Source organism: Leptospira ainlahdjerensis, assembly GCF_016919175.1.
Taxonomy (GTDB): domain Bacteria; phylum Spirochaetota; class Leptospiria; order Leptospirales; family Leptospiraceae; genus Leptospira; species Leptospira ainlahdjerensis.
This window is the reverse complement of sequence record NZ_JAFFPU010000075.1, coordinates 432,785-455,670: the sequence shown is the minus strand read 5'-3', so window position 1 is coordinate 455,670 and position 22,886 is coordinate 432,785. Positions and strand designations below refer to the sequence as shown.

At 41.0% G+C, this 22,886-nt stretch carries 27 protein-coding genes; 8 read left to right on the top strand and 19 right to left on the bottom strand.

Translation table 11 applies throughout. The annotated features are described in order from the left end of the window. Positions 1-9 precede the first annotated feature (9 nt). From JWG45_RS20630 to JWG45_RS20620, 3 genes are read left to right on the top strand one after another with little or no spacing between them, the layout of a single operon-like run. On the top strand, positions 10-612 hold the full coding sequence (locus JWG45_RS20630) for a hypothetical protein (RefSeq protein WP_205281473.1): 603 nt from the start codon (positions 10-12) through the stop codon (positions 610-612). Then, positions 612-806: a CopG family transcriptional regulator gene (locus JWG45_RS20625; RefSeq protein ID WP_205281472.1), complete on the top strand. Its 195-nt coding sequence runs from the start codon at positions 612-614 to the stop codon at positions 804-806. Before JWG45_RS20630 ends, JWG45_RS20625 begins: the two co-directional genes overlap by 1 nt. Continuing rightward, the gene (locus JWG45_RS20620) at positions 803-1,219 is read left to right on the top strand and encodes a hypothetical protein (RefSeq protein WP_205281471.1); all 417 of its coding nucleotides are present in this window, start codon (positions 803-805) and stop codon (positions 1,217-1,219) included. Before JWG45_RS20625 ends, JWG45_RS20620 begins: the two co-directional genes overlap by 4 nt. Here JWG45_RS20620 and JWG45_RS20615 read toward each other — a convergent pair. From JWG45_RS20615 to serC, 4 genes are all read right to left on the bottom strand, one after another. After that, complete coding sequence (locus JWG45_RS20615) at positions 1,181-2,968, bottom strand: glucanase (RefSeq protein WP_205281470.1); 1,788 nt, start codon at positions 2,966-2,968, stop codon at positions 1,181-1,183. The genes JWG45_RS20620 and JWG45_RS20615 overlap by 39 nt on opposite strands. An 11-nt stretch (positions 2,969-2,979) precedes the next feature. Further along, complete coding sequence (gene rpiB / locus JWG45_RS20610; RefSeq protein ID WP_205281469.1) at positions 2,980-3,417, bottom strand: ribose 5-phosphate isomerase B; 438 nt, start codon at positions 3,415-3,417, stop codon at positions 2,980-2,982. Positions 3,418-3,504: 87 nt separating this feature from the next. After that, positions 3,505-4,092, bottom strand: a complete 588-nt coding sequence (locus tag JWG45_RS20605) for a hypothetical protein (protein WP_205281468.1) — start codon at positions 4,090-4,092, stop codon at positions 3,505-3,507. Continuing rightward, the gene (gene serC / locus JWG45_RS20600; protein ID WP_205281467.1) at positions 4,089-5,222 is read right to left on the bottom strand and encodes a 3-phosphoserine/phosphohydroxythreonine transaminase; all 1,134 of its coding nucleotides are present in this window, start codon (positions 5,220-5,222) and stop codon (positions 4,089-4,091) included. Before serC ends, JWG45_RS20605 begins: the two co-directional genes overlap by 4 nt. A 125-nt stretch (positions 5,223-5,347) precedes the next feature. Here serC and JWG45_RS20595 point away from each other — a divergent pair, with 125 nt between their 5' ends. After that, positions 5,348-7,021: a P83/100 family protein gene (locus JWG45_RS20595; protein ID WP_205281466.1), complete on the top strand. Its 1,674-nt coding sequence runs from the start codon at positions 5,348-5,350 to the stop codon at positions 7,019-7,021. A 114-nt stretch (positions 7,022-7,135) separates the two neighbouring features. Here JWG45_RS20595 and JWG45_RS20590 read toward each other — a convergent pair whose 3' ends face one another. After that, complete coding sequence (locus JWG45_RS20590; protein WP_205281465.1) at positions 7,136-7,435, bottom strand: hypothetical protein; 300 nt, start codon at positions 7,433-7,435, stop codon at positions 7,136-7,138. 317 nt (positions 7,436-7,752) lie between these two features. On the opposite strand from JWG45_RS20590, the gene JWG45_RS20585 reads away from it, so the two are divergent. After that, positions 7,753-8,838 carry a serine hydrolase domain-containing protein gene (locus JWG45_RS20585; protein WP_232380782.1) on the top strand — a complete coding sequence of 362 codons (1,086 nt, stop codon included), beginning with the start codon at positions 7,753-7,755 and terminating at the stop codon, positions 8,836-8,838. A gap of 233 nt (positions 8,839-9,071) precedes the next feature. Here the strand turns inward: JWG45_RS20585 and JWG45_RS20580 are convergent, their stop codons facing one another. The 4 genes from JWG45_RS20580 to flgB form a co-directional block, all read right to left on the bottom strand. Further along, on the bottom strand, positions 9,072-9,605 hold the full coding sequence (locus JWG45_RS20580) for a hypothetical protein (protein ID WP_118980598.1): 534 nt from the start codon (positions 9,603-9,605) through the stop codon (positions 9,072-9,074). Positions 9,606-9,904: 299 nt separating this feature from the next. Next, complete coding sequence (gene fliE, locus JWG45_RS20575) at positions 9,905-10,288, bottom strand: flagellar hook-basal body complex protein FliE (RefSeq protein WP_069608779.1); 384 nt, start codon at positions 10,286-10,288, stop codon at positions 9,905-9,907. A 2-nt stretch (positions 10,289-10,290) separates the two neighbouring features. Further along, a complete protein-coding gene (flgC, locus tag JWG45_RS20570; protein ID WP_069608778.1) occupies positions 10,291-10,752 on the bottom strand; it encodes a flagellar basal body rod protein FlgC in 462 nt (153 codons plus the stop codon). Between the two features lie 64 nt (positions 10,753-10,816). After that, a complete protein-coding gene (gene flgB / locus JWG45_RS20565; protein WP_100787055.1) occupies positions 10,817-11,248 on the bottom strand; it encodes a flagellar basal body rod protein FlgB in 432 nt (143 codons plus the stop codon). A 125-nt stretch (positions 11,249-11,373) separates the two neighbouring features. Between flgB and JWG45_RS20560 the strand changes: the two genes are divergently transcribed. The 3 genes from JWG45_RS20560 (at position 11,374) to JWG45_RS20550 (ending at position 13,215) form a co-directional block, all read left to right on the top strand. After that, positions 11,374-11,664: an STAS domain-containing protein gene (locus tag JWG45_RS20560; RefSeq protein ID WP_205275069.1), complete on the top strand. Its 291-nt coding sequence runs from the start codon at positions 11,374-11,376 to the stop codon at positions 11,662-11,664. Positions 11,665-11,771: 107 nt separating this feature from the next. Further along, positions 11,772-12,119 carry an LIC10301 family lipoprotein gene (locus JWG45_RS20555; protein WP_232380802.1) on the top strand — a complete coding sequence of 116 codons (348 nt, stop codon included), beginning with the start codon at positions 11,772-11,774 and terminating at the stop codon, positions 12,117-12,119. A gap of 34 nt (positions 12,120-12,153) precedes the next feature. After that, positions 12,154-13,215 (top strand): tetratricopeptide repeat protein, encoded by a 1,062-nt coding sequence (locus tag JWG45_RS20550; protein WP_205281462.1) that lies wholly within the window; start codon positions 12,154-12,156, stop codon positions 13,213-13,215. Positions 13,216-13,561: 346 nt separating this feature from the next. Here JWG45_RS20550 and JWG45_RS20545 read toward each other — a convergent pair whose 3' ends face one another. From JWG45_RS20545 to JWG45_RS20500, 10 genes are all read right to left on the bottom strand, one after another. Then, on the bottom strand, positions 13,562-13,978 hold the full coding sequence (locus JWG45_RS20545) for a YbaN family protein (RefSeq protein ID WP_205281461.1): 417 nt from the start codon (positions 13,976-13,978) through the stop codon (positions 13,562-13,564). Between the two features lie 113 nt (positions 13,979-14,091). After that, positions 14,092-14,700, bottom strand: a complete 609-nt coding sequence (locus JWG45_RS20540; RefSeq protein WP_205281460.1) for a hypothetical protein — start codon at positions 14,698-14,700, stop codon at positions 14,092-14,094. A 273-nt stretch (positions 14,701-14,973) separates the two neighbouring features. Further along, entirely contained in the window at positions 14,974-15,858 is an 885-nt protein-coding gene (locus tag JWG45_RS20535) for a WGR domain-containing protein (RefSeq protein ID WP_232380781.1), read from the bottom strand. 110 nt (positions 15,859-15,968) lie between these two features. Continuing rightward, the gene (locus JWG45_RS20530; RefSeq protein ID WP_205281459.1) at positions 15,969-16,937 is read right to left on the bottom strand and encodes a dienelactone hydrolase family protein; all 969 of its coding nucleotides are present in this window, start codon (positions 16,935-16,937) and stop codon (positions 15,969-15,971) included. Between the two features lie 905 nt (positions 16,938-17,842). Further along, positions 17,843-19,243: an NAD(P)(+) transhydrogenase (Re/Si-specific) subunit beta gene (locus JWG45_RS20525; RefSeq protein WP_205281458.1), complete on the bottom strand. Its 1,401-nt coding sequence runs from the start codon at positions 19,241-19,243 to the stop codon at positions 17,843-17,845. Between the two features lie 4 nt (positions 19,244-19,247). Next, positions 19,248-19,532, bottom strand: a complete 285-nt coding sequence (locus tag JWG45_RS20520) for an NAD(P) transhydrogenase subunit alpha (RefSeq protein ID WP_069608768.1) — start codon at positions 19,530-19,532, stop codon at positions 19,248-19,250. A gap of 65 nt (positions 19,533-19,597) precedes the next feature. After that, the gene (queC, locus tag JWG45_RS20515) at positions 19,598-20,317 is read right to left on the bottom strand and encodes a 7-cyano-7-deazaguanine synthase QueC (RefSeq protein ID WP_205281457.1); all 720 of its coding nucleotides are present in this window, start codon (positions 20,315-20,317) and stop codon (positions 19,598-19,600) included. A gap of 15 nt (positions 20,318-20,332) precedes the next feature. After that, on the bottom strand, positions 20,333-20,713 hold the full coding sequence (gene queD, locus JWG45_RS20510; protein WP_118967256.1) for a 6-carboxytetrahydropterin synthase QueD: 381 nt from the start codon (positions 20,711-20,713) through the stop codon (positions 20,333-20,335). Between the two features lie 85 nt (positions 20,714-20,798). Beyond that, positions 20,799-20,990, bottom strand: coding sequence for a hypothetical protein (locus JWG45_RS20505; RefSeq protein ID WP_125231968.1), 192 nt, complete (start codon positions 20,988-20,990; stop codon positions 20,799-20,801). Positions 20,991-21,237: 247 nt separating this feature from the next. Continuing rightward, the gene (locus JWG45_RS20500) at positions 21,238-22,794 is read right to left on the bottom strand and encodes a DNA ligase-like domain-containing protein (RefSeq protein WP_205281456.1); all 1,557 of its coding nucleotides are present in this window, start codon (positions 22,792-22,794) and stop codon (positions 21,238-21,240) included. Positions 22,795-22,886 lie beyond the last annotated feature (92 nt).

Sequence of the window (22,886 nt, the reverse complement as noted above, 5' to 3'; positions counted from 1 at the left end):
TCCGAAACGATGAATCACTCTCGTTTTACGATTCTTCTGATTCTATTCGCGGTTTCTTTTCAAACACTTGTTTCCAACGAGGAGAATCGAAAGGAGTGGAATCGGGCCGCGAAAGAAAAAATTCTCAAGATGAACGAAAAGGAAGAAACCACGGAATCGATTCCTTATCTTGAGAAATACGTGGAAAAAAATCCATCCGATCTCACTTTTAAACTCTGGTATGCGAGAGCCTTATTTTATCGTAAGGATTTGGAATTACCTGGACACGCAGAGGATGTTTTTTCGAGAATGGAGAAGCTCAAAAAGATTCGGGAAAATTATCTTCAATCCGCAAAAATTTTCGAAGAAGTTTTGGAATATCTCGCACAAGCGACTCCGCGCGATCCAGATCTTGGGAAATGGCATTTTTTATGGGCTATGTCGGAATGGTATGCGGGACGAGACGACAGAGCCGTTCAAATTTTTAAAAAGGCTTTCAAGTACGATTTTCGACTCAACGAAGCGAACTACAATATCGCGAGTATCTATCAAGCGTTGGGTCAGTTGAAGGATGCGGATATTTATTTTAGAATGTTTCTCAAGAATGATAAAGAAATGAGAGAGGAAAATTGATGGCGAGAGTAGACAAACGATTTCAGCTACTCATGACGGAAGAAGAACTCGAACTTTTAAAAAACGAAGCCGAAAAAAGAAATCTTTCAGCGGGAGAGATGTTAAGACTTTCTTTGAGGAACGAAGTCTATCGCTCCGATTCGTACGAACGTCTGGAAGCGCTCAACATTCTAACGAGTATTAAAGAAGAATGAGATATTATCTTTCAAAATCGTTACTGGAATCTTTGATCGAAGGCGCTCCCGATCAGAAAACGATTCTTCTCGAATCGATCGGGAATCTAATCAGAGAACAGCACTTATTTTATACGGGGACGATTTCAATTCTTCCGATTTTGGAAAAACAAAAGGATCCGATGCAGAAGGATATTATCTGGACTCAGGTGAAACGTCTTTGTCTGGAAATTTTGGATTTTAAATCCGAAAATCTTTCCTTGGCTCAGAAATTGTCCAAAGAATTCGGAAACGCAGATTGGATTTGGAACGAGATTGCGGTCGCGATTGAAAAGGATTTGGACGGTTTTATCACGATCGAAAAAAATCTCCCGAATCAGAAGATGATCAAGGTTTTACTCGCTCAGGAAATAAACTTCAACGGGATCACTTAAGCTCGAAACTTGATCCTTTCCAGTTTGGAAATGATAAGCCTTGTTGTACGCGCTGATTCTAAAATAATAGGTAGTGCCCTTTTTTAAAAAGAGCTGATTCTTTTCCAAAAGAATTTCCGCGTTCAGGGAAATGATCCGATTATCCACACAAGTATTGAGTTTATTATAATATTCTTGAATATTGCTTGCATTTTTACCTTCCGGCAAACCGGTGATCGGATCCAGATAGTCCGAGGCAGGATGTTTGGACCTCGTTTTTTTATTCGGGGCCTCGTTTGTCAAAGGGTAGGTTCCCCGAATGATTCCGACCATTCGGTCCGGATGGATTCCGTAGTGAATGAAATATCCGCCTCCGTTGATCACGTCTCGTTCCGGGTTGGACTTCCAAGTCAAGCAGACGCTCGGTCCGGAATCGTCGATTGAATTGTCAGAAACCATTAAGCCGAGCGGACGAACGGGGGGATTTGTCTCGCGATAGGTGAGGGCAATATTTTTCAGCTCAGGAGTTTGGTTTCCGCCCGCGTCGGACTTAAACTTGACTCTCCATTGATAGTAACGAAACGGAAGAAGATCTTCCTTGTTTTCGGAAATGCCTAAAAACTTCCTTAGGGAATTTTTGAGAGAGATTCGATATAAATCAGGGTCCAACGAATCCAGTTTAAAAGATTCTAATTTTCTTAAGTCTACTGCGATCCAAGCCGGTCCTTCCGAAGTCGGATGAAAAACCGTAGGAGATACGCGGAAGTAAAGTTCCATTGCCGAAGATTTTGGAATGCTCGCTTTGATTTCGATTTCTTCCAAAAAAGCGCTGGAATATTTGCTTTTGTAAACCGGAGAAATTGCAGTTCCGAATTTCGACTGGGTTGTGTGCGTGTCCGGGTCGAAATCTTGTATCGGGAAAGAAACGTCTTCCGCATTCGGATTCGGTTTTCCTCGGAATACGGCGAAGTTTTCCATCCATCCGTAATAAGAGCTCGCGATTCGAAACGAAGTCGTGTCTTCGGGGTGAAACCCCATTCTTATCAGATTTTTATTCGCGGGAATCGATCCTCTTGCGGATTCTTTTCCATTCAGATATAAAACGATTTCTCTTTCCGAAGGATTGAAATAGAGAAGAATTCGATTCCACTGATTTTTTTTGAGAATCGTGTTCGAGACAAGTTGAAGGGAAAGGAATCTTTTTTCTTCGGTTTCAAAAAAAGAATAAAACCCCGCTTTTAACTTATCATCCGCGATTTTGAGATCCCAACCGAACGTACTTCCCGAGGTTTCATAAAGTTTCGAAATTAAGGTCGCGTCTTTTTCAACGGTTCCCGGAAGAATGCTGAAAGCGATGTAAAATTCTTCGGTAAGGTCTTTGGAAGTAAGAACTCCCGCGTTGGAATGTGCGATTCTGATTCCCGTTCTTTTTCCGGAAAATCGAGCGCTTCTTTTTGCGTGGAGGACGTTTTCGGAATCCGGAAGAAAGGAAGAGGAAAGAACTTTATAATTTCCTGATATATCTTTTAGGTTGGCCGGTTCTCCGGAATCAAAACTGAGATAGAGATCGGATCCGAAACTTCGATCTCGGGTTTGAAGTTTAAGAGTTTTTTGTTCCCCATTTTTCCCCGAAAGTTCCAAACCGTTTCTCTGAAGATCGTTTAGAGAAAGAATCTTAGTTTCGGGAAAAATAGGAAAAAAGGAAAGAGAAAAAAAGAGAAAAGTCGGAAGGGCGACTAACGTGGTTTTATAATTCGTAATCCATCCCATCCGGTTTTCGATTATGAGTTTAACGTTTCGAGTTGATTGACTCTTCTTTCGTGGCGTCCGCCCTCGAAAGGTGTTGCGACCCAAGTACGAACGATATTAAGAGCCAATTCTTTTCCGAGAATTCTTCCGCCTAAAACTAGAACGTTTGCGTTGTTGTGGCGTTTGGATAATTCAGCGGTCAATTGATCGTGGCAAAGCGCGGCCCTGATTCCGCTCAGGCGGTTGGCTGCTATGGATGCGCCGATTCCGGTTCCACAAAGAGCGATCAAACCCTCCACTTCTTTGGAAAGAACTTTTTTACAAGCCTCTGAAATGACGATCGGATAGTCGACGGAGGTTTCGTCTTTGGTTCCGTAGTCTACGATTTCCAATTCTCCTGCAAGCGCGGTGCGGAGAAATTCCTTGAGCTCAAAGCCTCCGTGATCCGAGGCGATTCCGATTTTTTTCATGATCTATATTTGTTTATGTCCCGACCGAACTCAGGATTCAAGCAAATAATTCTTTGTTTTATCGTCAAAAGGGAGATTCGTGGAATTCTACAAAACGGATTCTTTATAAGCCTTGGGCATCGCGTCCCAAAACTCAACCTGGAGTAAGAAGAGGGAAAGATAGATCATTGAAAAGTTCTCTTCCGAGACCTTCTCTCCTTTGAGAGAATACGTAGTCGCGTCGTTCAATCTTGTGAGAAGTTCGCGTTTTTGTTTGAGATGGGTTGTGAGTAGTTCCCATTCTATAGAATTGAGGGATCTCGTTTTTTCATCCGAAAGAACATAGTTTTCGTAATAAGAATTCAATTCGTCGTAGTTCGCGAGTTGACGGTTCCAATCCGAAAATAGAATCGAATATTCCTCTTCGCTGAATTTTTTGTTTTGAATACAGTTCACCGATTGAAATCGGGTAAGTCCTTCCTTGTAAGCGATTGTTTCCGCGATCCTTTTTTTCTCCTCCAAAGATACCGTGGATTTAAAAAGATTGGAAAGCTCCGAAGACGCTGCTTCGTTTGTAAAACAATCCTGAATCGGAAGTTGTGTGAGAAAGTTTAATCCGGAAGCGTTGAGGCGACCGGATGCGAATCCCAGAAAGATAAGGATGTAAAGAATTCTTCTGAATCGCAGATTTTTCATTTCGCCTTAGATTCAAATTCTTTCATAAAGGAAATGAGTTTTTGAACTCCGGCGAGAGGCATAGAGTTGTAGATCGAAGCGCGAAACCCGCCGACCAATCTATGCCCCGCCAAACCGTGAAGGCCGTTCTTTTCAGCTTCGTCCAAAAATTTTGCGTCGAGATTCTTATCCTTCAGTAGAAAAACGGCGTTCATCCGGGAACGAGCCCGTTTCTGAACGGGACAAGTATATAGAGAGGACATATCGATGAAGTCGTATAACAACTTCGCTTTTTGTTCGTTCACTTTTTCAATGGCTTCCACTCCTCCGAGTTTTAACAACCACTCGAAGACCAGCTTCGCGATATAAATGGAATAGGTCGCCGGCGTGTTGTAGAGCGACTTATTCTTTGTCATCACCTCGTAATCCAAAAGAACCGGAATTTTTCTTCCGGAGATTCCGATCAAATCGTTTCGAATGATCAATACGCTCAGACCGGAAGGCCCGATATTCTTTTGCGCGCCTGCGAAGATAACTCCGAAATCTTTTATGTCGATTCTGCGGGAGAGTAGTTCGCTCGTCATATCGGCTACAAGGGGAATTTGTTTGATCTTTGGAATCTCAGAATATTGGGTTCCATAAATCGTATTGTTGGAGGTGATATGAAGATACTTTCCTTTTCCTGAAAGCTTGCTTTCATCGAGAAGAAGCGGAACTTCCGTGAATTTGTTTTCAGTCGCGTCATAGATCACGTTGACTCCGTTGAACTTGAGTCCTTCTTCCCAGGCTCTTTTTGTCCAGATTCCGGTGTGAGCAATGTCGAAACTTTCTCCTTCTTTGAGAAGATTGAGCGGGAGGGCGGAAAAATGAAGCGTGGCTCCTCCTGAAAAGAACGCGATCGAATAATCGTCTCCGATATTTAAGAGAGTGCGTAAGAGAGACTCCGCTTCTTTGAGGACGTCCTCGAAGAGAGGTTCTCTGTGACTCACTTCCATAATGGACATTCCGGAGCCCTTATAATTTAAGAATTCGGCCGCCGCGATTTCCATTACTTCGTTGGGTAGCATGGCCGGTCCCGCGCCGAAATTGTAAATTCTTTCCTGGAATTGATACATATAGGATAAGGTTGCAAAGGGGAGTTTGGGGATCAACTTTCTTCTCGGAAAGAAGTCTCCGGATCGGGAAAAATCCTTGTCGCGATAGAATGCTTGATGATAGCCTATCCCCTGGTCAAACGACTGCTTTCTCTTCCGGAGATGAAAAGGAGTATTTTAGAATGTTCAGAATCTTGATAACACTTGTGTGCGTTGGTTTTTCTTTCTCTTTGTTTTCCCAGGATAATTCTAAACTCGGAGAAAAAGAAATTCGTTCTTCCGGAAGGGTTCAGTTTATCAACCGTTCATCGGCCAGAGCCGGAGAAGAGGTCAAAGGAACCAATGAGAAGGTCGGAGCGGGCTTGGCCGAGATCTTAAAAAAAGAACCGAACAAAAGTCATACTCAAGGCGGGGTAAGCGTTACCCGAGTCGCTCCCGAAGACAAAAAATTCGGAGCCGATATTTTCATTCTTTCCGAAGATTCGGATTACGGACATATCAATTCGATCCAAAGAATTTTGGCAGGGTTTGTTAAATTGAATTTCGGTTACGACGATAAGAACGCCGACATTCTCGCGACTTATATTCTTTATTACAACGCGATTCATAGAAAGGATAAAACTTACATAGAAAAGAAATATTCCAATTCCGTAATTAAGGTTTTAAAACCCGCGTCGATCGGTATTTCAAAACGTTATTCCGAATGGCCGGGAAAAACGGAAATTTTAGTTCCTTTGGTGGAAGATATTCTTGGAAAAGACGTTCATACGGATGAATTGGAAGACGAAGTCAATAAAGACCTCGATAAAAAGAAGGAAGGACAATCCGAAAAGGATAAGTTCGACGATCTTCAGAGAGAAAAGAATAAGAAAGAATTAGAAGAAATCAAAAGAAGAAAAGAAGAAAACCAGAATAAACAGAAAGAGCTGAACGATAAAGAAGTCAAGACGGATAAAGAACTGCAAGAGCTCAACAAAGACCCCGTTAAAAATAAACAGGAAATCGTAGAGAAGAAAAAGGTAAAAGAACAGGTTCAACAGGAAAAGGAAGTCGTTAAGAAAGAAGAACAAAAACTCAAAGAGAAAGAAAAGGAAGTCGTCAAAAAGGACGAAGAACGAAAGAGCAATAACAATTCCAGTTCCTCGAACTCTTCCAATTCTTCCAAATCCAGCGATTCTAAAAGTGATTCCGGAAGCAAGTCCGGTAGCGATAGTAAATCTTCTTCCGATGATAAGAAGTCCGAAGCCGAACTGAAAAAAGAATTGGCTGATACCAAAAAGGAATTAGAAACCAAAAAAGAAGAAGAAAAGAAAAAAGAAGAATTCGACAAGAACGTAGTCGGAGGTAAAATTCTTTTCCTAAAAACTTTGAAGTATTTGGACAAAGGTCATTATAACAACGAGCTTCAGGTTTTAGATCCGACCAAAGACGATACGATTTTTCGAGGAGACTTTAATAAGATCTGCGGAAGAACCTTCGAGATCGTAGATGGAAAAGCCCTTGTAATCGGATTTGAGGACGGTCACTCTTCCAATCACAAACTGATCCTAATCGATCAGGAAACCTTAAAACCCACCATTTCAGCAGAGGATAACATTTTCTGGCGTTCTCCGATGATCGTAAAAGGGGATGAGATTTACGCCTTTGAAGAAGTTCAGGAAAAATACTATCTTTCTCGTTTTGGAAAGGACCTTAAAAAACAGGCAAAATCTTCCGAAGAGATTAGCCCGAATTCAAACGTAACCTTTTACGGAGAAAAGATTTATGTTACCGGAAAGGAAGAAGGTTCGGGAAGCATTCAGATCACAGTTTTTAACAAAGCAGACTTGAAACTGATCAAGAAGATCAAGCCGTAGTTAGAATTTGAAGGAAACGTTACATTCAATACGCTTATATTGTATGGCGTGCCAAGGCGACTGATCGACTAACTTACGCGTGAAGTCGGAAGGTTATTTAGAATCCACAAAATCTCAATAGAGGTTTTGTGGGAGTTCCCACATGCGAAACTTGTTACTTGCAAAAAGTGTAATTTTATTATGGAGGGAAAGTCTGCCCGGAATTTTTCCGCCACCCGCCCCGCTGCCCGAAATTTGCATAACCTTACCCAAAAGTTGAGAGGAGATATAACAAGGATCGTCACGGGGCATGAGTTTTGTTGGAGTTCCTACATGAGAATTTTTTCTTGCAAAAAGTGTAATTTTATGATAGAGGAAAGTCTGCGGAATTTTTCCACCACCCACCCCTCCACCCGAAATTTGGGCGGGGCGCACGGACTTTCACGGAAGAGCGTCGGAGTTCCGACAGATTTTCGTCCGACTCAGACAACTTACGGGTAAGACAATATTGGAAAAGTATAGGAGAGGCTAATTTAAAAAATAATAATATTGTGGATTGATAATCGATCTTTTTTGTGTCGATTTGTAAAATGCTTGCGCCAGAACTTGATCAAAAGATTTTGAAAAATTTTCAACTTGGCTTTCCTTCTGAATTTCTTTTTTAGTATTGATAGAATAAAGTAAACAGTAGATAGATGCGATTTTTCCTTTATCCGTTCATTCTATTCTTTTTTTGTCATTGCGGAAGATATATGAAAGAGCAGCCGTTCGATGGAAACGAGTCTATAAAAAAATTCTTACGGGCACAGATCCAAAGCGGAGAATTTCCGGCTTTTCAATACGTGGTCGTCAGCCCCGAATCTGAACTGTTTAACTTCAGCGAAGGCCTTTCCGATATCGCGAAAAATTCTAAGATCACAAATCGGACGACGATGATGATTTACTCGATGACAAAAGTGATCACTGCGATTTCGATCCTTCAGTTGGTCGGGGAGGAAAAGATTTTTCTTGATGACCCGGTTGTTAAATATCTTCCCGAAATCCCTTATGGTAAGGAGGTCAAGGTCCGTCATCTTTTGTCGCAAACTTCCGGAATTCCGAATCCAATTCCCTTGAGATGGGTTCATCTTCGAGAAGAGCACGATCGTTTTGACGAGCAAGCCGATCTCGCTTCTATTTTAGCCGAACATCCGAAATTGGAATTTCGTCCTGGCTTTAAATACCGTTATTCTAATATATCCTATTGGCTTTTAGGAAGAATCATAACAAAGGTTTCGGGAATCTCTTTTGAAGAATACGTTCGGACTCATATTTTGAAACGATTGGGTCTAAAGGAAAAGGAGGCGGATTTTATCATACCGGATTCTTTGTATCACGCGAAGGGTTATTTAAGGGAATGGTCCCTGTTCGATTTTTTAAAATCGTTTTTGGTGGATAAAAAATTCATCGGTCGATATGAAAACGGATGGTTGGCGATGAACGACCATTATATGAACGGAGCATCTTTTGGCGGGATGATTGCTTCGGCCCAAGCTGTATCGAAAATTCTCCAGGATTTGTTAAAGGAGAATTCGAAACTTTTAGGAAAAAAGGAAAAACATCTCCTATTTGAACGGCAAAAAACCTCGAAGGGAGAGCCAATCGAAATGAGCTTGGGTTTTCATATCGGAGCCGTAAACGAAAGGATATATTATTTCAAGGAAGGGGGAGGCGCGGGATTTCACGGCGAGTTAAGAATTTATCCGAAGGAAAAAATCGCTACCGTGATTATCGTGAGTAACAGCGCCTTCGACGTAGATTCTTTGCTGAACAGATTGGATGGAACGTTCTTGAAATGAATTCATTCTTCTTAGAAACGCGGAGGTTCGACTGTTTTCGAAAGTTCGTTTCCGATATGTTTGAAGAAAATCAAAAACCCGTTCAACGCGCGATGGAATGAAAGTGTCAGCCGAAATGAAATATAAAAATTAGCGATGAGGCTTTGAGTTTAAGGACCCCCTTAATTGAAGAGGAAAGGTTGAAAGTCGTTTAGCAATTTTTTTCTAAACAGCTTTCAACCCTAAAAAGAGATTTATTTTTTCTTTTTAACGGGAGAAATCGTCGAAACTTCCTCTAAGAATTTACGAATGTTCGAACGAGCCGCATTTTCGTTTGCAAGACGCAATCTAACTACGCCAATCAACGCATCACTCATCGTCGCCTCTCCGGAAACGTCAATCAAAGCTTCTTTGATAACTTCGTCTTTTTTGCGAAGTGTATATTTAACTTTTGTATTTACTTTAAAAGTTGTTCCGAAAGTAGGCTGATCCACGTCGACGATTTCGATTTTTAAATTCCAATTGTCGCCAAGTGTTTCTTCAATTTTTTCAAAAAGATTGGCTTCTACGATAGAGTCCTTAACTGCCGCCGTAAAATTCTCATCGGAAATTTTAGATTTCCAGAATGGAAGAGTGGTACTTCCTCCCGTTGATTGCTCTACAAAGATTTTATCTCCTACTTTATTCGGGGATTTGTAGTCTGCTACTTTCATACCTTCTCTAGTTGCGGGAAACGCGCAATTTCCAAGTGCAACGACGATGAGTAAACACAATAGTTTCTTATTCATTTTTTTCCTTTTTGGTTAGTGAAATACTAAGCCTAAATAACGGAATTTACGTTAGGCTTTCATTTATCAATTAAAATATTATAAATAAATCACATTTTAATTTTTGAAATTATTTGCATCTACTGATTCAGTTACAGTGTAACAAACGCAATAATACGGAATTAAGAAATGTTGTTTGTATTATTGTGGTGGCCGATATTCTTAAAAGGGTCTATTTCGACCCTTTGGAAACCATAAGAAATCGAGTTTGTAGTGTTACTAAAAACTTAAAGATTGACGTTTGCTTTTCGTTTGATTTTTTATCTCAGAGAAGTCAATTCTCTGTAGGCGCGAACAACTCCGTCTGCGATCGTCTTTGTGAACGTGAGAGCCACTCTCGCTTTTTCGGAAGCGATCATCACTTCATGAGCGTCCACCGAATTCGGATCGAAAACCATCTTTTGAGTCAGCTCGTCCGCTTCCACTTGAAGATCGTTTACCGAAGTCATCGCATTCTTCATGGCTTCCGAAAAGCTCTCGGCGACGTAATCGGGAGAGACCGGTTGCTTTACATCTTTGTAATGTCTATCTTCCGTAGTGAACACGTTTACTTTGTCACCTTTCGGAGTTAATGGATGCGCTTTGCCGCCATTGTAACCGGAATTATAAGTATACCAGAGTGAAGAATTAGAATTGATTTCCATGATTATGCCCTACCTATTTCCAAGGCTTTGTTAAACATCGCTTTGGATCCGTTGATCATCTGTACGTTTGCTTCATAAGATCTGGAAGCCGAGATCATATCCGTCATCTCAGTGACGATATTGACGTTCGGCATTTCGACGTATCCTTTTTTTGGTCCGATCTGAATCGAGTCCGGGTGAGTCGGGTCGTAAACCAAACGAAGAGGAGTCATATCCTTTTCTATCTTCATCACCTTTACACCTTTTCCTTCCCCGGGAGAAACTCCGAACGGATACACAGGACTATTCCATCTGGTTCTTAGATTGACCGGAGTCATGACAACTCTGTCCCTTCGGAACGGTCCGTCTCCATTCGTATTTCTCGTGGTTGTCGAGTTTGCGATGTTGTTGGAAATCACATCCATTCGCAATCTCTGCGCGGATAAGCCTGTTGCGGAAATGTTGATTGAAGAAAAAAGTCCCATGGCTACTTCCTAAACGGTAAAGTTATGTCTCATTAAAATCAATTCAAGGAAAATATTTTAGTTCTTAAGCCATTCTCATGACTTGTTTGAGATCTCTGTAGTTCTGATTGATCCTCTCGGACATCATCATGTATTGCATCTGGGAATTGGATGCTTCTACGACCTCTTTCTCGACGTCTACGTTGTTCCCATCCGCTCTCATCGTAGTCAAATAATCGATATTTGCCTTCGGTTGAACTTCCCGATAATCCAGAGGTTTGAAGAATGAAATGTGGCGGTCATCGGAAATCTGAGTCGGAACCTCTTTTACGGCCTCGATCTTTTCGGATTCGATCGCCCGTTTGATCATCGATTCGAAGATTACTTCAGACCTCTTAAAATGGGGAACATCCGCGTTCGCAATATTGTCTGAAATTACTTTTCTCTTCAAAACGGAACTATTCATTCCTCTTTCCAGTAAATCCTGGGTTTTCATGAAATGGGTTTTCTCAAACATTATTTCTCTCCCCTCAAAAAAATCGGTTGAATTTGCGTTTTCCACGAGAGATTTTTTTTAGTTAGGAAAGTTTTTTTCGTCCGAAGGAATATAAGGACGCTAACAACTTGAAAGCGAATCTTAAAATGTCAGACAATTCAGAAACAGTCGAAATTACTCCGGATCTTACCATCCTCTTTAACGACTATTATGCATTTCGAACCATGCTCATGGACGCTATCGCTAAAAAGCCGAAGTCGATCATTCTCAATCTGGGGGATATTCCGGTGATGAATTCGATTTCCATAAGCTCTCTGGTTTGGTTTTTAAAGAATGCCAGATCGGAAGGAATCTCCTGCACGATTAGCGCGATTCATCCCGACCTCCTAAATACGTTTGAGGTTCTGAACTTAAAAGAATATATCGATCATCAGTGATTCTCCCGCTTTCGTCCCCTGATTCTTCTCACAAACTGCGATCGCTTCCCGTTCTTTGACTCCGATTTTCATTGGACAAGCAAGGAAGGATCTCTATGTTTGAATCTATGAAAAAAATTGTTCTCATTCTAACTCTTGCGCTCATTCTTCTTTCCTCCTGTAAAAAGAAGGAAGAGTTGATTTTGGGGGATTGGGTAAAAGTAAAGAATTGTCCTGAAAAGGGTGAATGTAAGGATCCGGATAAAGGGAAGGGAAGTCATCTTCTCATTCTCCCGGACGGCTTGGCAAAATATGATACCTTTCATCTTACTTATAAAATGAAAGACGATGATATTCATTTTAATCTCGCGGATCTGGCCTTTGATTTGGAATATAGAATTCTGAAAGTGAATGAAAGGGAACTTCAACTCCTAAACAAAAAAGAAGATAACATAGAGTTCTTTGAAAAGAACTGAGTCGGACCGATATTTTTTCCTCTAAAAAAAAAGTATGAAACGACTTCTATTTCTTCTGCTCCTAACTTTCTGTTTCTCCGGATTTCTTTTTGCGGAAGACGAAGAGGAAAATCTTCCGGGGAACGTTTCCCCGACTCCGAACTTGGACAATTCCGGTTCGCCTACCGACGCGGCGAGAAGAAGGGTACAAATCGCGGCTCTCAATACGGAGACGGTGAATCTTATTCGGGCTAACAATCTCTCGAAGGCTTCCGCTAATATCGAAAGAATCAAGAAGTTGGATGAGAATACGGTGGAATATCATTATCTCAAGGGTTCTTTTCTTTATGCTCAGGGTCGATATCCGCAAGCTAAGAATTCTCTTCTCAGGGCGATTCAGATTCAGCCGGGGCACGACCCTTCCTATTATCAACTCGGGATGATTTTTGTTCAGAGAAACAAATGGCCGCGATCCCTGGAATACTTTCAGAAAGCCGTAGAATTATCGAATTACAATCCATTCTATAGAATCAATCTAGCTCTCGCATATTTCGAGACCGGAAATTATCTTCGCGCAAAAGCGGAAGCGGAAAGGGCGATCGAACTAAAACCGAATTTTAGAGCTGCCAAACTTCTTCTCTTAAAATCGAATTTCCTTTTGGGCAACAAGGCGGACGCGTATTCTCAGTGTGTGGAATTCGTAAAAGACGGCTTTCAATCCAGAGAATACATGCTAATCCATGCAAGACTTGTAATGGACCTTCATCAGAATTTTAGAAAAGCGATTAAAATCTACAATCTCTACGGAGAACTGCCTTTTCAGGAAAAAAGATTTTTAGCTCACGCCTATTACAATACGGGGAATTATCGCGCTGCAGCCGCGACTTATCAACAAGTGATTCAGTTTAGAATTGCGGAAGAAGAAGATAAGATCGAATATATACGTTCTCTTTCTTTTATCAAAGATTACAGGAGATTGGAATCTTTTGTGACTTCTTGGCTGCAAGAGGAGCCCGATAAGAGGAGAAAGGTGCAGGAAGCATTAGACATCGCAGAACTCCTTAAAGACAACGACTCGAAAGTTTTTCATATGTTCCCTTCCCGGTCTCCTTATTGAATAAGGATTTCAGTCGGAACTACGACGCTCCTCTGTGAAAGTCGCGCGCCCCGCCCGAGTTTCGGGTGGAGGGGAGTGGAGGCGGAAAAACTCCAGTGACTTCCCTATATCAAAAAATTCTAATTTTGCAAGAAAAAATTCCCGTGTAGGAATTCCTACAAAACCCTTTTCTCGGGACGATTCTCGTTGAATCTCCTCTGAACTGCGGGTAGGTTCTGTCCTAAGGTGGAGAGACTGGTTTGCCGGAAAAAATCGAGAGATTTCTTCTCTATCACAGAGTTGCATTTTGTACAACGATAATTAGGAGCGGGCTTTTGTCGGAACTCCGACAAAAATTTTTAAAACGTTAGCTTTCCCGTTTGGTCGGGATTCGAATCAAATAAACGACTACCAGAACTCCGATAAGAGAAACCAGAATTTTTACGGCTAAGATTGGAATAAAAAAGAAAACGGTGGTTCCGATCGATATAAAGATCATCGAAATCGCAATGATCTTGGCCCGAAGAGGAATCATCTTGTGAATTCTCCAGTCCCGAATGTAGGTTCCGAAATACCGATTGTTCATAAGCCAATTGTAAAATCGATGGGAGGTCCTCGCGTAACAAGCCGCAGACAAAAGTAAGAATGGAGTCGTTGGAAGAATAGGAGTAAAAATTCCTATGATCCCCAGGACTAAGGAAATAGAACCCGCGACAAATAGGAAAAAACGAATGAACCTGGATCTATGAAGTCGAACCTCGTCGCTATAATCTTTCTGTTCCATATTCTATAGAATGAAACCGGCTTTGGACAATTCAATTCTTTTCCGTATCCAAGCCCGGCGTGAATCCGTTCGAATAAAGTTCTTAGAAAAAGCCTGCGCTTTTCAGGAATCCTTCATGTTTCTTTCCAGGCGCGATCCGCATCCAACCAATCGTTTAAAATTTGAGCGTCTTTTTTCTTTGCGAACTCTTTCAGCGGTTCCAACTCAAGGGGAGAATATTGTTTTGCTAACTGGAACAGAACGTCCAACTGAGCCACCGTATGGTCCAAGTCTAAAGAATTTAGATATCGAAGGTAAAGAGACAGATACTTTAAATTTTTTTGAAGAAGCCAAAGAATCGCATAGGTTCCCGTTTCCAGTTCTTCGTGTGTAGAAAGTCCTTCGTCATCGTTCTCTTCGTTGAATTCGATCAAGGCTTCTATGTATTCCGAAACCGAAATTTCGATCAAAGGATCAAAGGTTCGAATTTCCGAAAATAGAGCTTGTTCGTCGAACGTTTGATCTTCGATCGTTACTCCGAAACCGAACCACGGATCCGAGTCCTCGAAGATAGGATCGGATAAAACGAGATCTTCCGCATTTTTAAGAATTCTCCTCCAAGTATCGATCGCGTTCCTGATGGAGGCCGGACTTAGATCTTCTATTGGAACTAATACAAGATGACCCGTAAACCCTACCTCGGGATCCATCTCAACGATACGAATCATAAATTCCGTTTTCATAATGTATCACCGTTAAAAGTTAGAATTAAAAATTCTAATAAATACACTCTTTTGCTTCCCCTTTTTGAAAAAAGATCATCCGAAGAAAAATTTTGAAATCGAACTTGGTTTTTTTCAAGTGAATCCAAAAGGATTCTTTTTATTTCAACTTTTAGATCGGAGCTGATTCTTTCTTTATCGTAAATCCGACGAAGGAATTGCAAAGATCGAAACCGATTTTAAAATTTTCCGCAAAAGTTCTAACGCGGATATCCTTCGAACAAAACTATAACTTTAAGAATAGATTTCCGGAAAAAATTCAATATCGAGAATTCTCTGTGCTAAGACCCGCAAAAGCATTTGTCCAAAGAGAAGTCGATCTGCTTCTTGGATTTTCACGACTTCGCAGTCTTCGTGAGATACGAACAAATAAGCGGGCTCTTTGTGGATCGTCTTTTTCAGAGGATTGCTTAAAATCCAGTTCTGACCAAACTCGATAATACAAGGAACGTCGTCCAGTGATAGTTCTTTATTTTCCAAAGCTTCCAAGAATTCTTCATTGTCACCTTCTTCGATTGCTTCCGGCTCCCATCCTCCAACATTGATTTTTCCGTTTTCGTCCAATCCGAAAAAACCGATTGAACCTCCTCCGAAGTCTTCGTAATAAATTCCATTGTGAATTTTAGTGGTTTTTACGTAGCTCTTAGGCAGACTTTTTTCGGGAAATTTGGTAAACGGGGGGCGGCAGATAAGCTTTGCGTTTTCATCCGCAAGATCCTTAATTTTGATTTCGGCGATTAAAGTTTTTTCCGTTTCATTGACTGAAAAAGAAATCAGACTTTCGGAAAGTTTTTTAAGAATGTCTTTGTCTTCTTCGTTTTCCGTCAGAAATGAGAAGTGTTTTATAAATGCTTCCTTAGGCGGATTTGAATCGAGCGTAGATTTCCATTCAGAAAGAAAATCTGCGGGAGAATCGTCCTTGTACCCTTTTTTAAGTTTTTCGTTTATAAGCTTTTCTGCTTCCTTTATACATTTATCCTCCGAATCGAAGGTTTTTGTCTGTGTTTGTCCCGCGGTTCCCGTTTTTCCAAAGGTTACCGTAAAGGAAAGTCCGGAGGATTCTAATTTCCAAAATTTATCGGATGTTTCATTTTGAAAAGTAAGTGTACGTTTGATCATGGAACCTCTTTTGAAATTGAATATATTAAAATTAAAGAATATACATTTGAATCAATATATTTAAAAAGTAAATTATTTTTGAATTTGGCATCGGATGATTTTGGAAATATTCAAGGATTGTGTAATTGAAAGAAATTGACGGCTTCCTGGTTTGCTAAAGGTTTTGCAGTCACATCGTTGATATCGAATTGATCGTTGACTGCTTTTGCCTGATCGAAACTATGATGAGCATTTGGATAGACCGTCATTGATATAGAATTGCCGGTTCCGATACCGGCGCCTAAGGTTTGCGCACGAGCGATTCTATCATCACAAAATCCACCGGTATAAAGTGGATCTAATTGCGCCGCGAGAATCTTGAGATGTGTGTAAGGTAGATAGCTGCTTGTAGAAATTCCGCCGAAAGCGCTGTTTAATCCGCAACCGGGGTAATACGAAATCACCGCTTTGAAAGGTTTTGGATATTTAGTTCTGTATTGAAGTGTGGAATTCGTATCCACGGTTGAGATTACGCTGCTTCCTCCGTGAGACCATCCTAGTAGAACGATTCTCTCGTTCTGAATGATTGCAGATCTTCGTACGTAATCTAAAGCAGCGTATGCGTCCGTCGGTCGATCTGTAACCTCGGAGGTTCCTATGCCGGATCCGTTACCACACTGATTTTGTTCTGCATTTCTTGGGGTGAAGCTATCCAAAAGCAAGGTTGCGTATCCCAGATTCTTTCCGCGTCCGGCCCACTCGGTAAAAAGAGAAGCAACACCCCTGGTAGGGTCGTTGTAAGAATAAGCGCCGCCACAGCCGTGCATCATAACGATCAGAGGGAACTTTCCGAGCCCGGCCGGTTTTGAAAAATATCCGATGACGAGGATATTTTGAGAAGGGTTAAATATTTGAATTTTGTAATTTGTCAATTCGGATTCTTGATCAATTAGAACCGGTCCGGAAATCACATTTTGATACTCTTTCGCTTGAGCAATTCCAAGAAGAGTGATGAGCGGAATTTCATCCTTCGAATCTTTACAGCTCACGAAAAGAAGAATGTTCAGAAATAGAAATGTTTGAATGGAAGATTGTCTCATGGGATGGATAACAGCGAGTTCTGAAATTATTTCAGTTTTAATCTGCTTTTTTTTATCGGATTATAGAATGAAAAAATAGTCGAGGAACCGATCGATCTGTTACCGTCTTCTTCATTCTTTTGGAATTGGGAGATTGTAAAAAAGACAGATTTCATTTTATCGAAGAAAAAAGTAAAAAGGATTGCCAATTCTAAGTTCTTAGCATTTGTCTTTGCAAGTTCGGACTTCCGCTTTGTAATTCTCAGTTTGAAGAATCCAAGGAGAAAAACAAAGAAATCAGGGCCTCTGATTTTTACCTGACTATCAGCTGAAATACTCTATCAGTACATATCTTTGAGGGAGCATTTTACCAAAATGTTTTGCGACCTCGGGACGAATATGTATAACCTTCTCCTTCTTTATGAATAGTTGGATACTTTTTCTGGATCAGCATCTTGGAAAAACGATGTTGCTACTAAAGAACAACTATAGACACTTCCAAGGATACCTTAATAGAAGTCTCAGGAAAGAGATCTGGTGCGAAATCGAATTACACAACTAATTCCAATGTATTATTCGGGAAAAATAAATTTCTTAAAAAAATCCATAGAAACTTTTTTTCTATTCTTTTCAAGAAAGCAAGGATACCGGCTCTAAAACGGTGATAGTTCCGAAAAAGATCGCACTGGAATCTTAATTTTCTCCTTTGTCTGAATGAATTTTACCCTGAATTCGTTTTGATATGGCTCGAACGAACGTAACGTTATGCGTCATTTTTGAAATCGAGTGAATATTTTTCGCAGAATGATGGATTTGTCCAAAGATGCTTTTGTTTTCGGCGGACGGATTTTCCGGAACGGCCGATAAAATAAAAAAGCCGGACTTTCTACAGTCCGGCTTTATAATTTTAGAAAGAAGGAAACCTTTTAGGTTTCTTTAAGAGCAGCTACGATTTCTTGCGTAGCTTTTTTTCCGTCCTGGAAATACATCAAAGTATTGTCTTGGATGAAAAGAGGGTTCGGAACTCCGGCAAATCCTGGGCTCAAGCTTCGTTTGATCACGATAACCGTTTTTGCTTTGTCAACGTCCAAGATCGGCATTCCTGCGATCGGGCTACTTGGATCCGTTTTTGCGAGAGGGTTTACAACGTCGTTTGCACCGTTTACGATTACCACATCGACTTGTTCGAAAGTTGGATTGATTTCATCCATTTCTTTCATCTTGTCATAAGGGATATCGGCTTCCGCAAGAAGAACGTTCATGTGACCTGGCATCCTTCCTGCAACAGGGTGGATCGCAAATTCTACGTCGATTCCTCGGTCCGTAAGAATATTATAAAGATCTCTTACTGCGTGTTGTGCTTGTGCAACCGCCATTCCGTATCCAGGAACGATAACAACTCTTTGCGCCATATCCAAAAGCATCGCAACTTCTTCTGCGGACGTACTTTTGGTTTTTCCAGCGTAGATGTCTTCTCCACCTTTGGAAGTATCAACCGCCGCACCGAGTCCTCCGAAGAGAACGTTAGCAAGAGAGCGATTCATCGCCTTACACATAATCTGTGTTAGGATGATTCCGGAAGCTCCTACAAGAGATCCTGCGATAATCAAAACGTTGTTTCCAAGAACAAATCCTGTCGCCGACGCCGCGATTCCGGAATAAGAATTCAAGAGAGCGATAACGACCGGCATATCGGCTCCACCGATCGGCATTACGAGAAGAATTCCTAAAACGGAACCAACCGCAACAACATACCAATACCATTCTATCTTCTCAGGCTCGATCACTACGAAATAACTCAGCGCGATAGAACCGAGGAAGAAAATGATTTTTACGAGTTGATCGCCCGGATAACGAACCGCTTTTTCGGAAAGAAGTCCTTGGAGTTTTCCGTAGGCTACAAAACTTCCAGTTAAAGTCACTGCGCCGATGATTCCGGAGGCCGCAGTAGAAACCGTGAACTGATACGATTTTAAAACTTCGAGATTGGTTCCTTGGTGAATCACTTCCATCACCGCCGCACCTGCGACAAGAAAGGAAGCCAGACCTCCGAATCCATTGAGGGCCGCAACGAGTTGAGGCATAGAAGTCATCTCAACTTTAACGGAAAGATAAACTCCGATCGCGGTTCCAACGATGAATCCAGCTAAGATATATTCATAGGCGAGACCTTTTTCAACGAGCGCGGCCGCGACTGCGAAGAACATTCCCACCGCACCTAAGAAGTTTCCGCGAACCGCAGTCTTCGGGTGAGAAAGAAGTTTCAATCCTACGATAAAAAGAACGGAGGAGAGAAGATAAATTAAATTGATAATCGATTTTTCCATATTCTTACTTTTCTTTCTTCTTGAACATTCCTAACATTCTGTGGGTGACTAAGAATCCACCGATCACGTTGATAGTTGCGGCAACCATTGCAACAAATCCGATGATGTTGATCAAAGGGCCGTTCACGGAATGTAGAGATAAAATCGCCCCAATGATCGTGATTCCGGAAATAGCATTGGAACCTGACATAAGAGGGGTATGTAAAAGAGGAGGAATTCTTGTGATGACCTCAAAACCTACGAATACGGCTAATAAGAAGATCGTCAGGTAACCTACGAACTGTTCCATTATAACTTTTCCTAATCAGAGATTCCTTCCCAAAGAGCATGGAAAGGCCGGGTAAACCGATGGGATCACTTTTCAGAAACTCCTGTCTCCTGAAAACCTTTTTTTCTCAAGAGACAGGCGTCGCATTTTCCACAGGCTTTGCCGTTTTGCGGGTCATAACAGGAGAATGTGAGATGAAAAGGAACATTCAATTTACTTCCCAAGAGAACGATTTCTTTCTTCGTAAGATTCTGTAGAGGAGTTATGATTTTAAGCGGAGAACCTTGACTTCCTTTTTTCGTTCCGAGTTGAATCGCCATCTCGAACATCTTAATAAATTCTGGTCTGCAATCCGGATATCCGGAATAATCCATTGCATTGACTCCAATGTAGATCGAATCCGATCCGGTTCCTTCTGCGAGCGAAGTTGCAAAGGAAAGAAAAAGAATGTTTCTTCCGGGAACATACGTATTCGGAATTTCATCCTTTCCTAACGAATTCTTCGGAACCTTAATCGACTTTTGAGTAAGAGACGATCCTAGGAACAATTCCGGTTTTAACTTTTGAATCGTATGTGGAATTCCTAGTTTACGAGTGATTTTTTTCGCAAAGGACAATTCGATTCTATGTCTTTGTCCATAATCAAAAGAAAGCGCTCGAACCTCTTTGCCATCGGCGATCGCTTGATAAAGACAAGTTGTAGAATCCAATCCTCCGGATAGAAGAACGATCGCCTTATTGCCGGAATTTTTTATTTTGGAATCGGATTTTTTTCGATTCGGATTCTTACTTATATCTGAATTCAAAACTCGCCTCTCTTTTCAGTGAGAATTTTTCGGACCTTCGTAGATACAAGCGCTTGTACAGGTTTCGTTGAGAGTAATTTTATACAAAAGAGGAAGAAGTGGTTTGAGATGATTCCAGAGCCAGATAGAAATATTTTCCGAAGTCGGATTCTCCAGGCCTGGAACGTCGTTGAGATAATAATGATCGAGATGATTTTCGATGAGAGGTTTTACGATCTTACTGACTTCCGCATAATCGATCAACCAACCGGTATGAGGATCGATTTTACCTTTGAGATGAAGTTTAAAACGAAAGCTATGACCGTGAAGTCTTTTGCATTTATGGCCGTCGGGTACGTTGGGAAGAAGGTGAGCGGCGTCGAAGCGGAATTCTTTAGTGAGTTCGATTTCTTCCATGAGGTCCTGCCCGAGTTGAAGAATACGTTCGGAAGATCTAAGAGTTTTACGGGATCAGGAGAAGAATGCTTTGAAAAAGCCGGTCTTATTTAACCAGCTCTTTCAGAATTTCTTGTCTTTTTTGATCTTTCTGATGTTCGTTCAAAACCAACCATTCTCTTTTGATTTGTTTTGAGCTTACGCCCTTAAGTTCTGCGTATTTGTTAAGAAGTTTTGCAGTTTTCTGGTTCATATCGACCAAAAAACTGGAAACCGAGTCTCTGTCAAGTAACTCCAATAGGAATCGCTTCGGAGAAGAAATTTCTGGAGGAGTTCCTACGTTTTCGAAGCATCGTCTGCTTCTGGAATCGGACAAAGGCTACTTCCATGATTCCAATGTTTCCGGAGTTCCGACTTTCTACAGGGCAGATAGAAATCGATACGCAGAGCCTTGGTCGCCCAAACGAAGTATAAGAATTCCGATTTATCTTTTAGAAGAATTCTCCGGAGGCAGATTCGAGCTCTTCTGGAAAACATAGGAGTTCCTACATTTTTATGTCTCGCAAGCTCAAAAGCGAATCCAAAGAACCAAGGGGTTCTTCTGAAGAAATCTTTCCGCGGATCTTGACATTTTCCAAAAAAAACCCGATCTTATGTCTCTTAGAAGGAAGAATTTTTTGAAAGGAAAGTTCCGCTTTCCAAGTTGTAGGAACTCCCCGGATCGGCCCTTTTTTTTCGATCGTATTCTCCTTAAAAAAAGAATCGATTTCCAAAAACAAAGGATGTTTCGAGTCCAGAGAGATTCTCGCGATCGTATTTAGATTTGAATCTTCGGTCGCAAGTAACTCAGCATCTTGCTCCCTATGGGTCGCAAGATGGGTCGGAACTCCGAAACTCAATTCCCAAAAAGTGGAGCCCTCGTTGCTCATCGCCTTTCTTCCATAAAGCAAAACGGCTCTGACGGTTTGTTCTGGGGTTTTTAATTCCAAGAATTCATTCTGATCGGGATAAAAAAGATAAGCACTTTGATATTCCTTTGACAACCTTATCTGAAATTCTCGGGAATCCATCTTCTCAGGAAGGATGCCCCATTCCATACCGCGAATCGATGGTAGCCCGGAGATAAAAATCGAATCCAGGATTTTTCTTCTTTCTTTTATTGAATTCAAAGAAAGATCTCTACCTTGATATTCCAAAATATCATAATATACAAATATATCTTCCCCTCTTCGATTTTTTTCCAACCATCCGAGGATATGGGCGTTCTCTTTTACTCTGGAGAATTCTCGAAAAAGGGAATGGAATTCGTTTTCAAAAAGAAAACCGTTTTTTGTCCAGAGAAACAAACCGGAAGAATGGAGAATGGCTTGGGCAGAAATTCCATCCGGAAAAAGAAGAAAGTGTGTTCCCTTTGAGATTTGATTTTTCAAAAAAGAAGAAGGAGAAAGCCAATTTTTGGGTAAAGAAGGATCGGTCCTTTTTGAAATGGAAACTTCGTCGAGTCTTTCGAGTTTTCGATTCGGAAACCAAGAGGAAAGAATTCTTAAAATGGGAGTCGTTTTAAAATTGAGCTTCGAAGTAAAGAAATTGTTTAGAAGAATTCCGGTTTCTAAATCAAAAAGGTCGGCAACGATCTCGATCAAAAGAGTCTCGTGAATTTTAATATTTTGTTTTCCGAGGAGAAGTTTGTGAAAGAATATTTTCTCCGGTACCGGAAAGGTATTCCAAATCGAAAACAAGATTTCTTTATCTCGGATATGCAAATTGATAATTTGATTCGCATTTTCTAAAAGGACATCGGTTCGTATCGCGGATTTGGAAGAAGGATTTCCCGTCAGAAGAGAAATCGCTTCCGGGACGTCGCCGATTTCTTCGATCGCAGATCGAATCATCCAGAGCGGTTGATTCAAATATTCGGAAACTAAGGTTAGAATTCGCTCCTCTTTCAGAATCGGTTTTTCTTTTTTCCCCGCGAGAAACCCAAAGACAAGATCCAATTCCTCCAAAGGACAATGGCAGAGAAACGACGTTAGGAGATATCGTCTTCGAACGGAATCCGATTCTTCTCTGTATTCTTGGATCAATTTTGAAAAAGATAACACTGGATTGATTTCTGGGTTTGTTTTGTTTTTTGCATAGATTTGCGGGAAGTCATTCTTTTTTGGATGAAAAAGAATCAGAAAAATAAAAACGG

What these genes read in the sequence shown, in the direction of transcription:
- JWG45_RS20630 (WP_205281473.1), top strand. Translation starts at nt 10, where the DNA reads ATGAATCACTCTCGTTTTACGATTCTTCTGATTCTATTCGCGGTTTCT.
- JWG45_RS20625 (WP_205281472.1), top strand. Translation starts at nt 612, where the DNA reads ATGGCGAGAGTAGACAAACGATTTCAGCTACTCATGACGGAAGAAGAA.
- JWG45_RS20620 (WP_205281471.1), top strand. Translation starts at nt 803, where the DNA reads ATGAGATATTATCTTTCAAAATCGTTACTGGAATCTTTGATCGAAGGC.
- JWG45_RS20615 (WP_205281470.1), bottom strand. Translation starts at nt 2,968, where the DNA reads ATGGGATGGATTACGAATTATAAAACCACGTTAGTCGCCCTTCCGACT.
- rpiB (WP_205281469.1), bottom strand. Translation starts at nt 3,417, where the DNA reads ATGAAAAAAATCGGAATCGCCTCGGATCACGGAGGCTTTGAGCTCAAG.
- JWG45_RS20605 (WP_205281468.1), bottom strand. Translation starts at nt 4,092, where the DNA reads ATGAAAAATCTGCGATTCAGAAGAATTCTTTACATCCTTATCTTTCTG.
- JWG45_RS20595 (WP_205281466.1), top strand. Translation starts at nt 5,348, where the DNA reads ATGTTCAGAATCTTGATAACACTTGTGTGCGTTGGTTTTTCTTTCTCT.
- JWG45_RS20585 (WP_232380782.1), top strand. Translation starts at nt 7,753, where the DNA reads ATGAAAGAGCAGCCGTTCGATGGAAACGAGTCTATAAAAAAATTCTTA.
- JWG45_RS20580 (WP_118980598.1), bottom strand. Translation starts at nt 9,605, where the DNA reads ATGAATAAGAAACTATTGTGTTTACTCATCGTCGTTGCACTTGGAAAT.
- fliE (WP_069608779.1), bottom strand. Translation starts at nt 10,288, where the DNA reads ATGGAAATCAATTCTAATTCTTCACTCTGGTATACTTATAATTCCGGT.
- flgC (WP_069608778.1), bottom strand. Translation starts at nt 10,752, where the DNA reads ATGGGACTTTTTTCTTCAATCAACATTTCCGCAACAGGCTTATCCGCG.
- flgB (WP_100787055.1), bottom strand. Translation starts at nt 11,248, where the DNA reads ATGTTTGAGAAAACCCATTTCATGAAAACCCAGGATTTACTGGAAAGA.
- JWG45_RS20560 (WP_205275069.1), top strand. Translation starts at nt 11,374, where the DNA reads ATGTCAGACAATTCAGAAACAGTCGAAATTACTCCGGATCTTACCATC.
- JWG45_RS20555 (WP_232380802.1), top strand. Translation starts at nt 11,772, where the DNA reads ATGAAAAAAATTGTTCTCATTCTAACTCTTGCGCTCATTCTTCTTTCC.
- JWG45_RS20550 (WP_205281462.1), top strand. Translation starts at nt 12,154, where the DNA reads ATGAAACGACTTCTATTTCTTCTGCTCCTAACTTTCTGTTTCTCCGGA.
- JWG45_RS20545 (WP_205281461.1), bottom strand. Translation starts at nt 13,978, where the DNA reads ATGGAACAGAAAGATTATAGCGACGAGGTTCGACTTCATAGATCCAGG.
- JWG45_RS20540 (WP_205281460.1), bottom strand. Translation starts at nt 14,700, where the DNA reads ATGAAAACGGAATTTATGATTCGTATCGTTGAGATGGATCCCGAGGTA.
- JWG45_RS20535 (WP_232380781.1), bottom strand. Translation starts at nt 15,858, where the DNA reads ATGATCAAACGTACACTTACTTTTCAAAATGAAACATCCGATAAATTT.
- JWG45_RS20530 (WP_205281459.1), bottom strand. Translation starts at nt 16,937, where the DNA reads ATGAGACAATCTTCCATTCAAACATTTCTATTTCTGAACATTCTTCTT.
- JWG45_RS20525 (WP_205281458.1), bottom strand. Translation starts at nt 19,243, where the DNA reads ATGGAAAAATCGATTATCAATTTAATTTATCTTCTCTCCTCCGTTCTT.
- JWG45_RS20520 (WP_069608768.1), bottom strand. Translation starts at nt 19,532, where the DNA reads ATGGAACAGTTCGTAGGTTACCTGACGATCTTCTTATTAGCCGTATTC.
- queD (WP_118967256.1), bottom strand. Translation starts at nt 20,713, where the DNA reads ATGGAAGAAATCGAACTCACTAAAGAATTCCGCTTCGACGCCGCTCAC.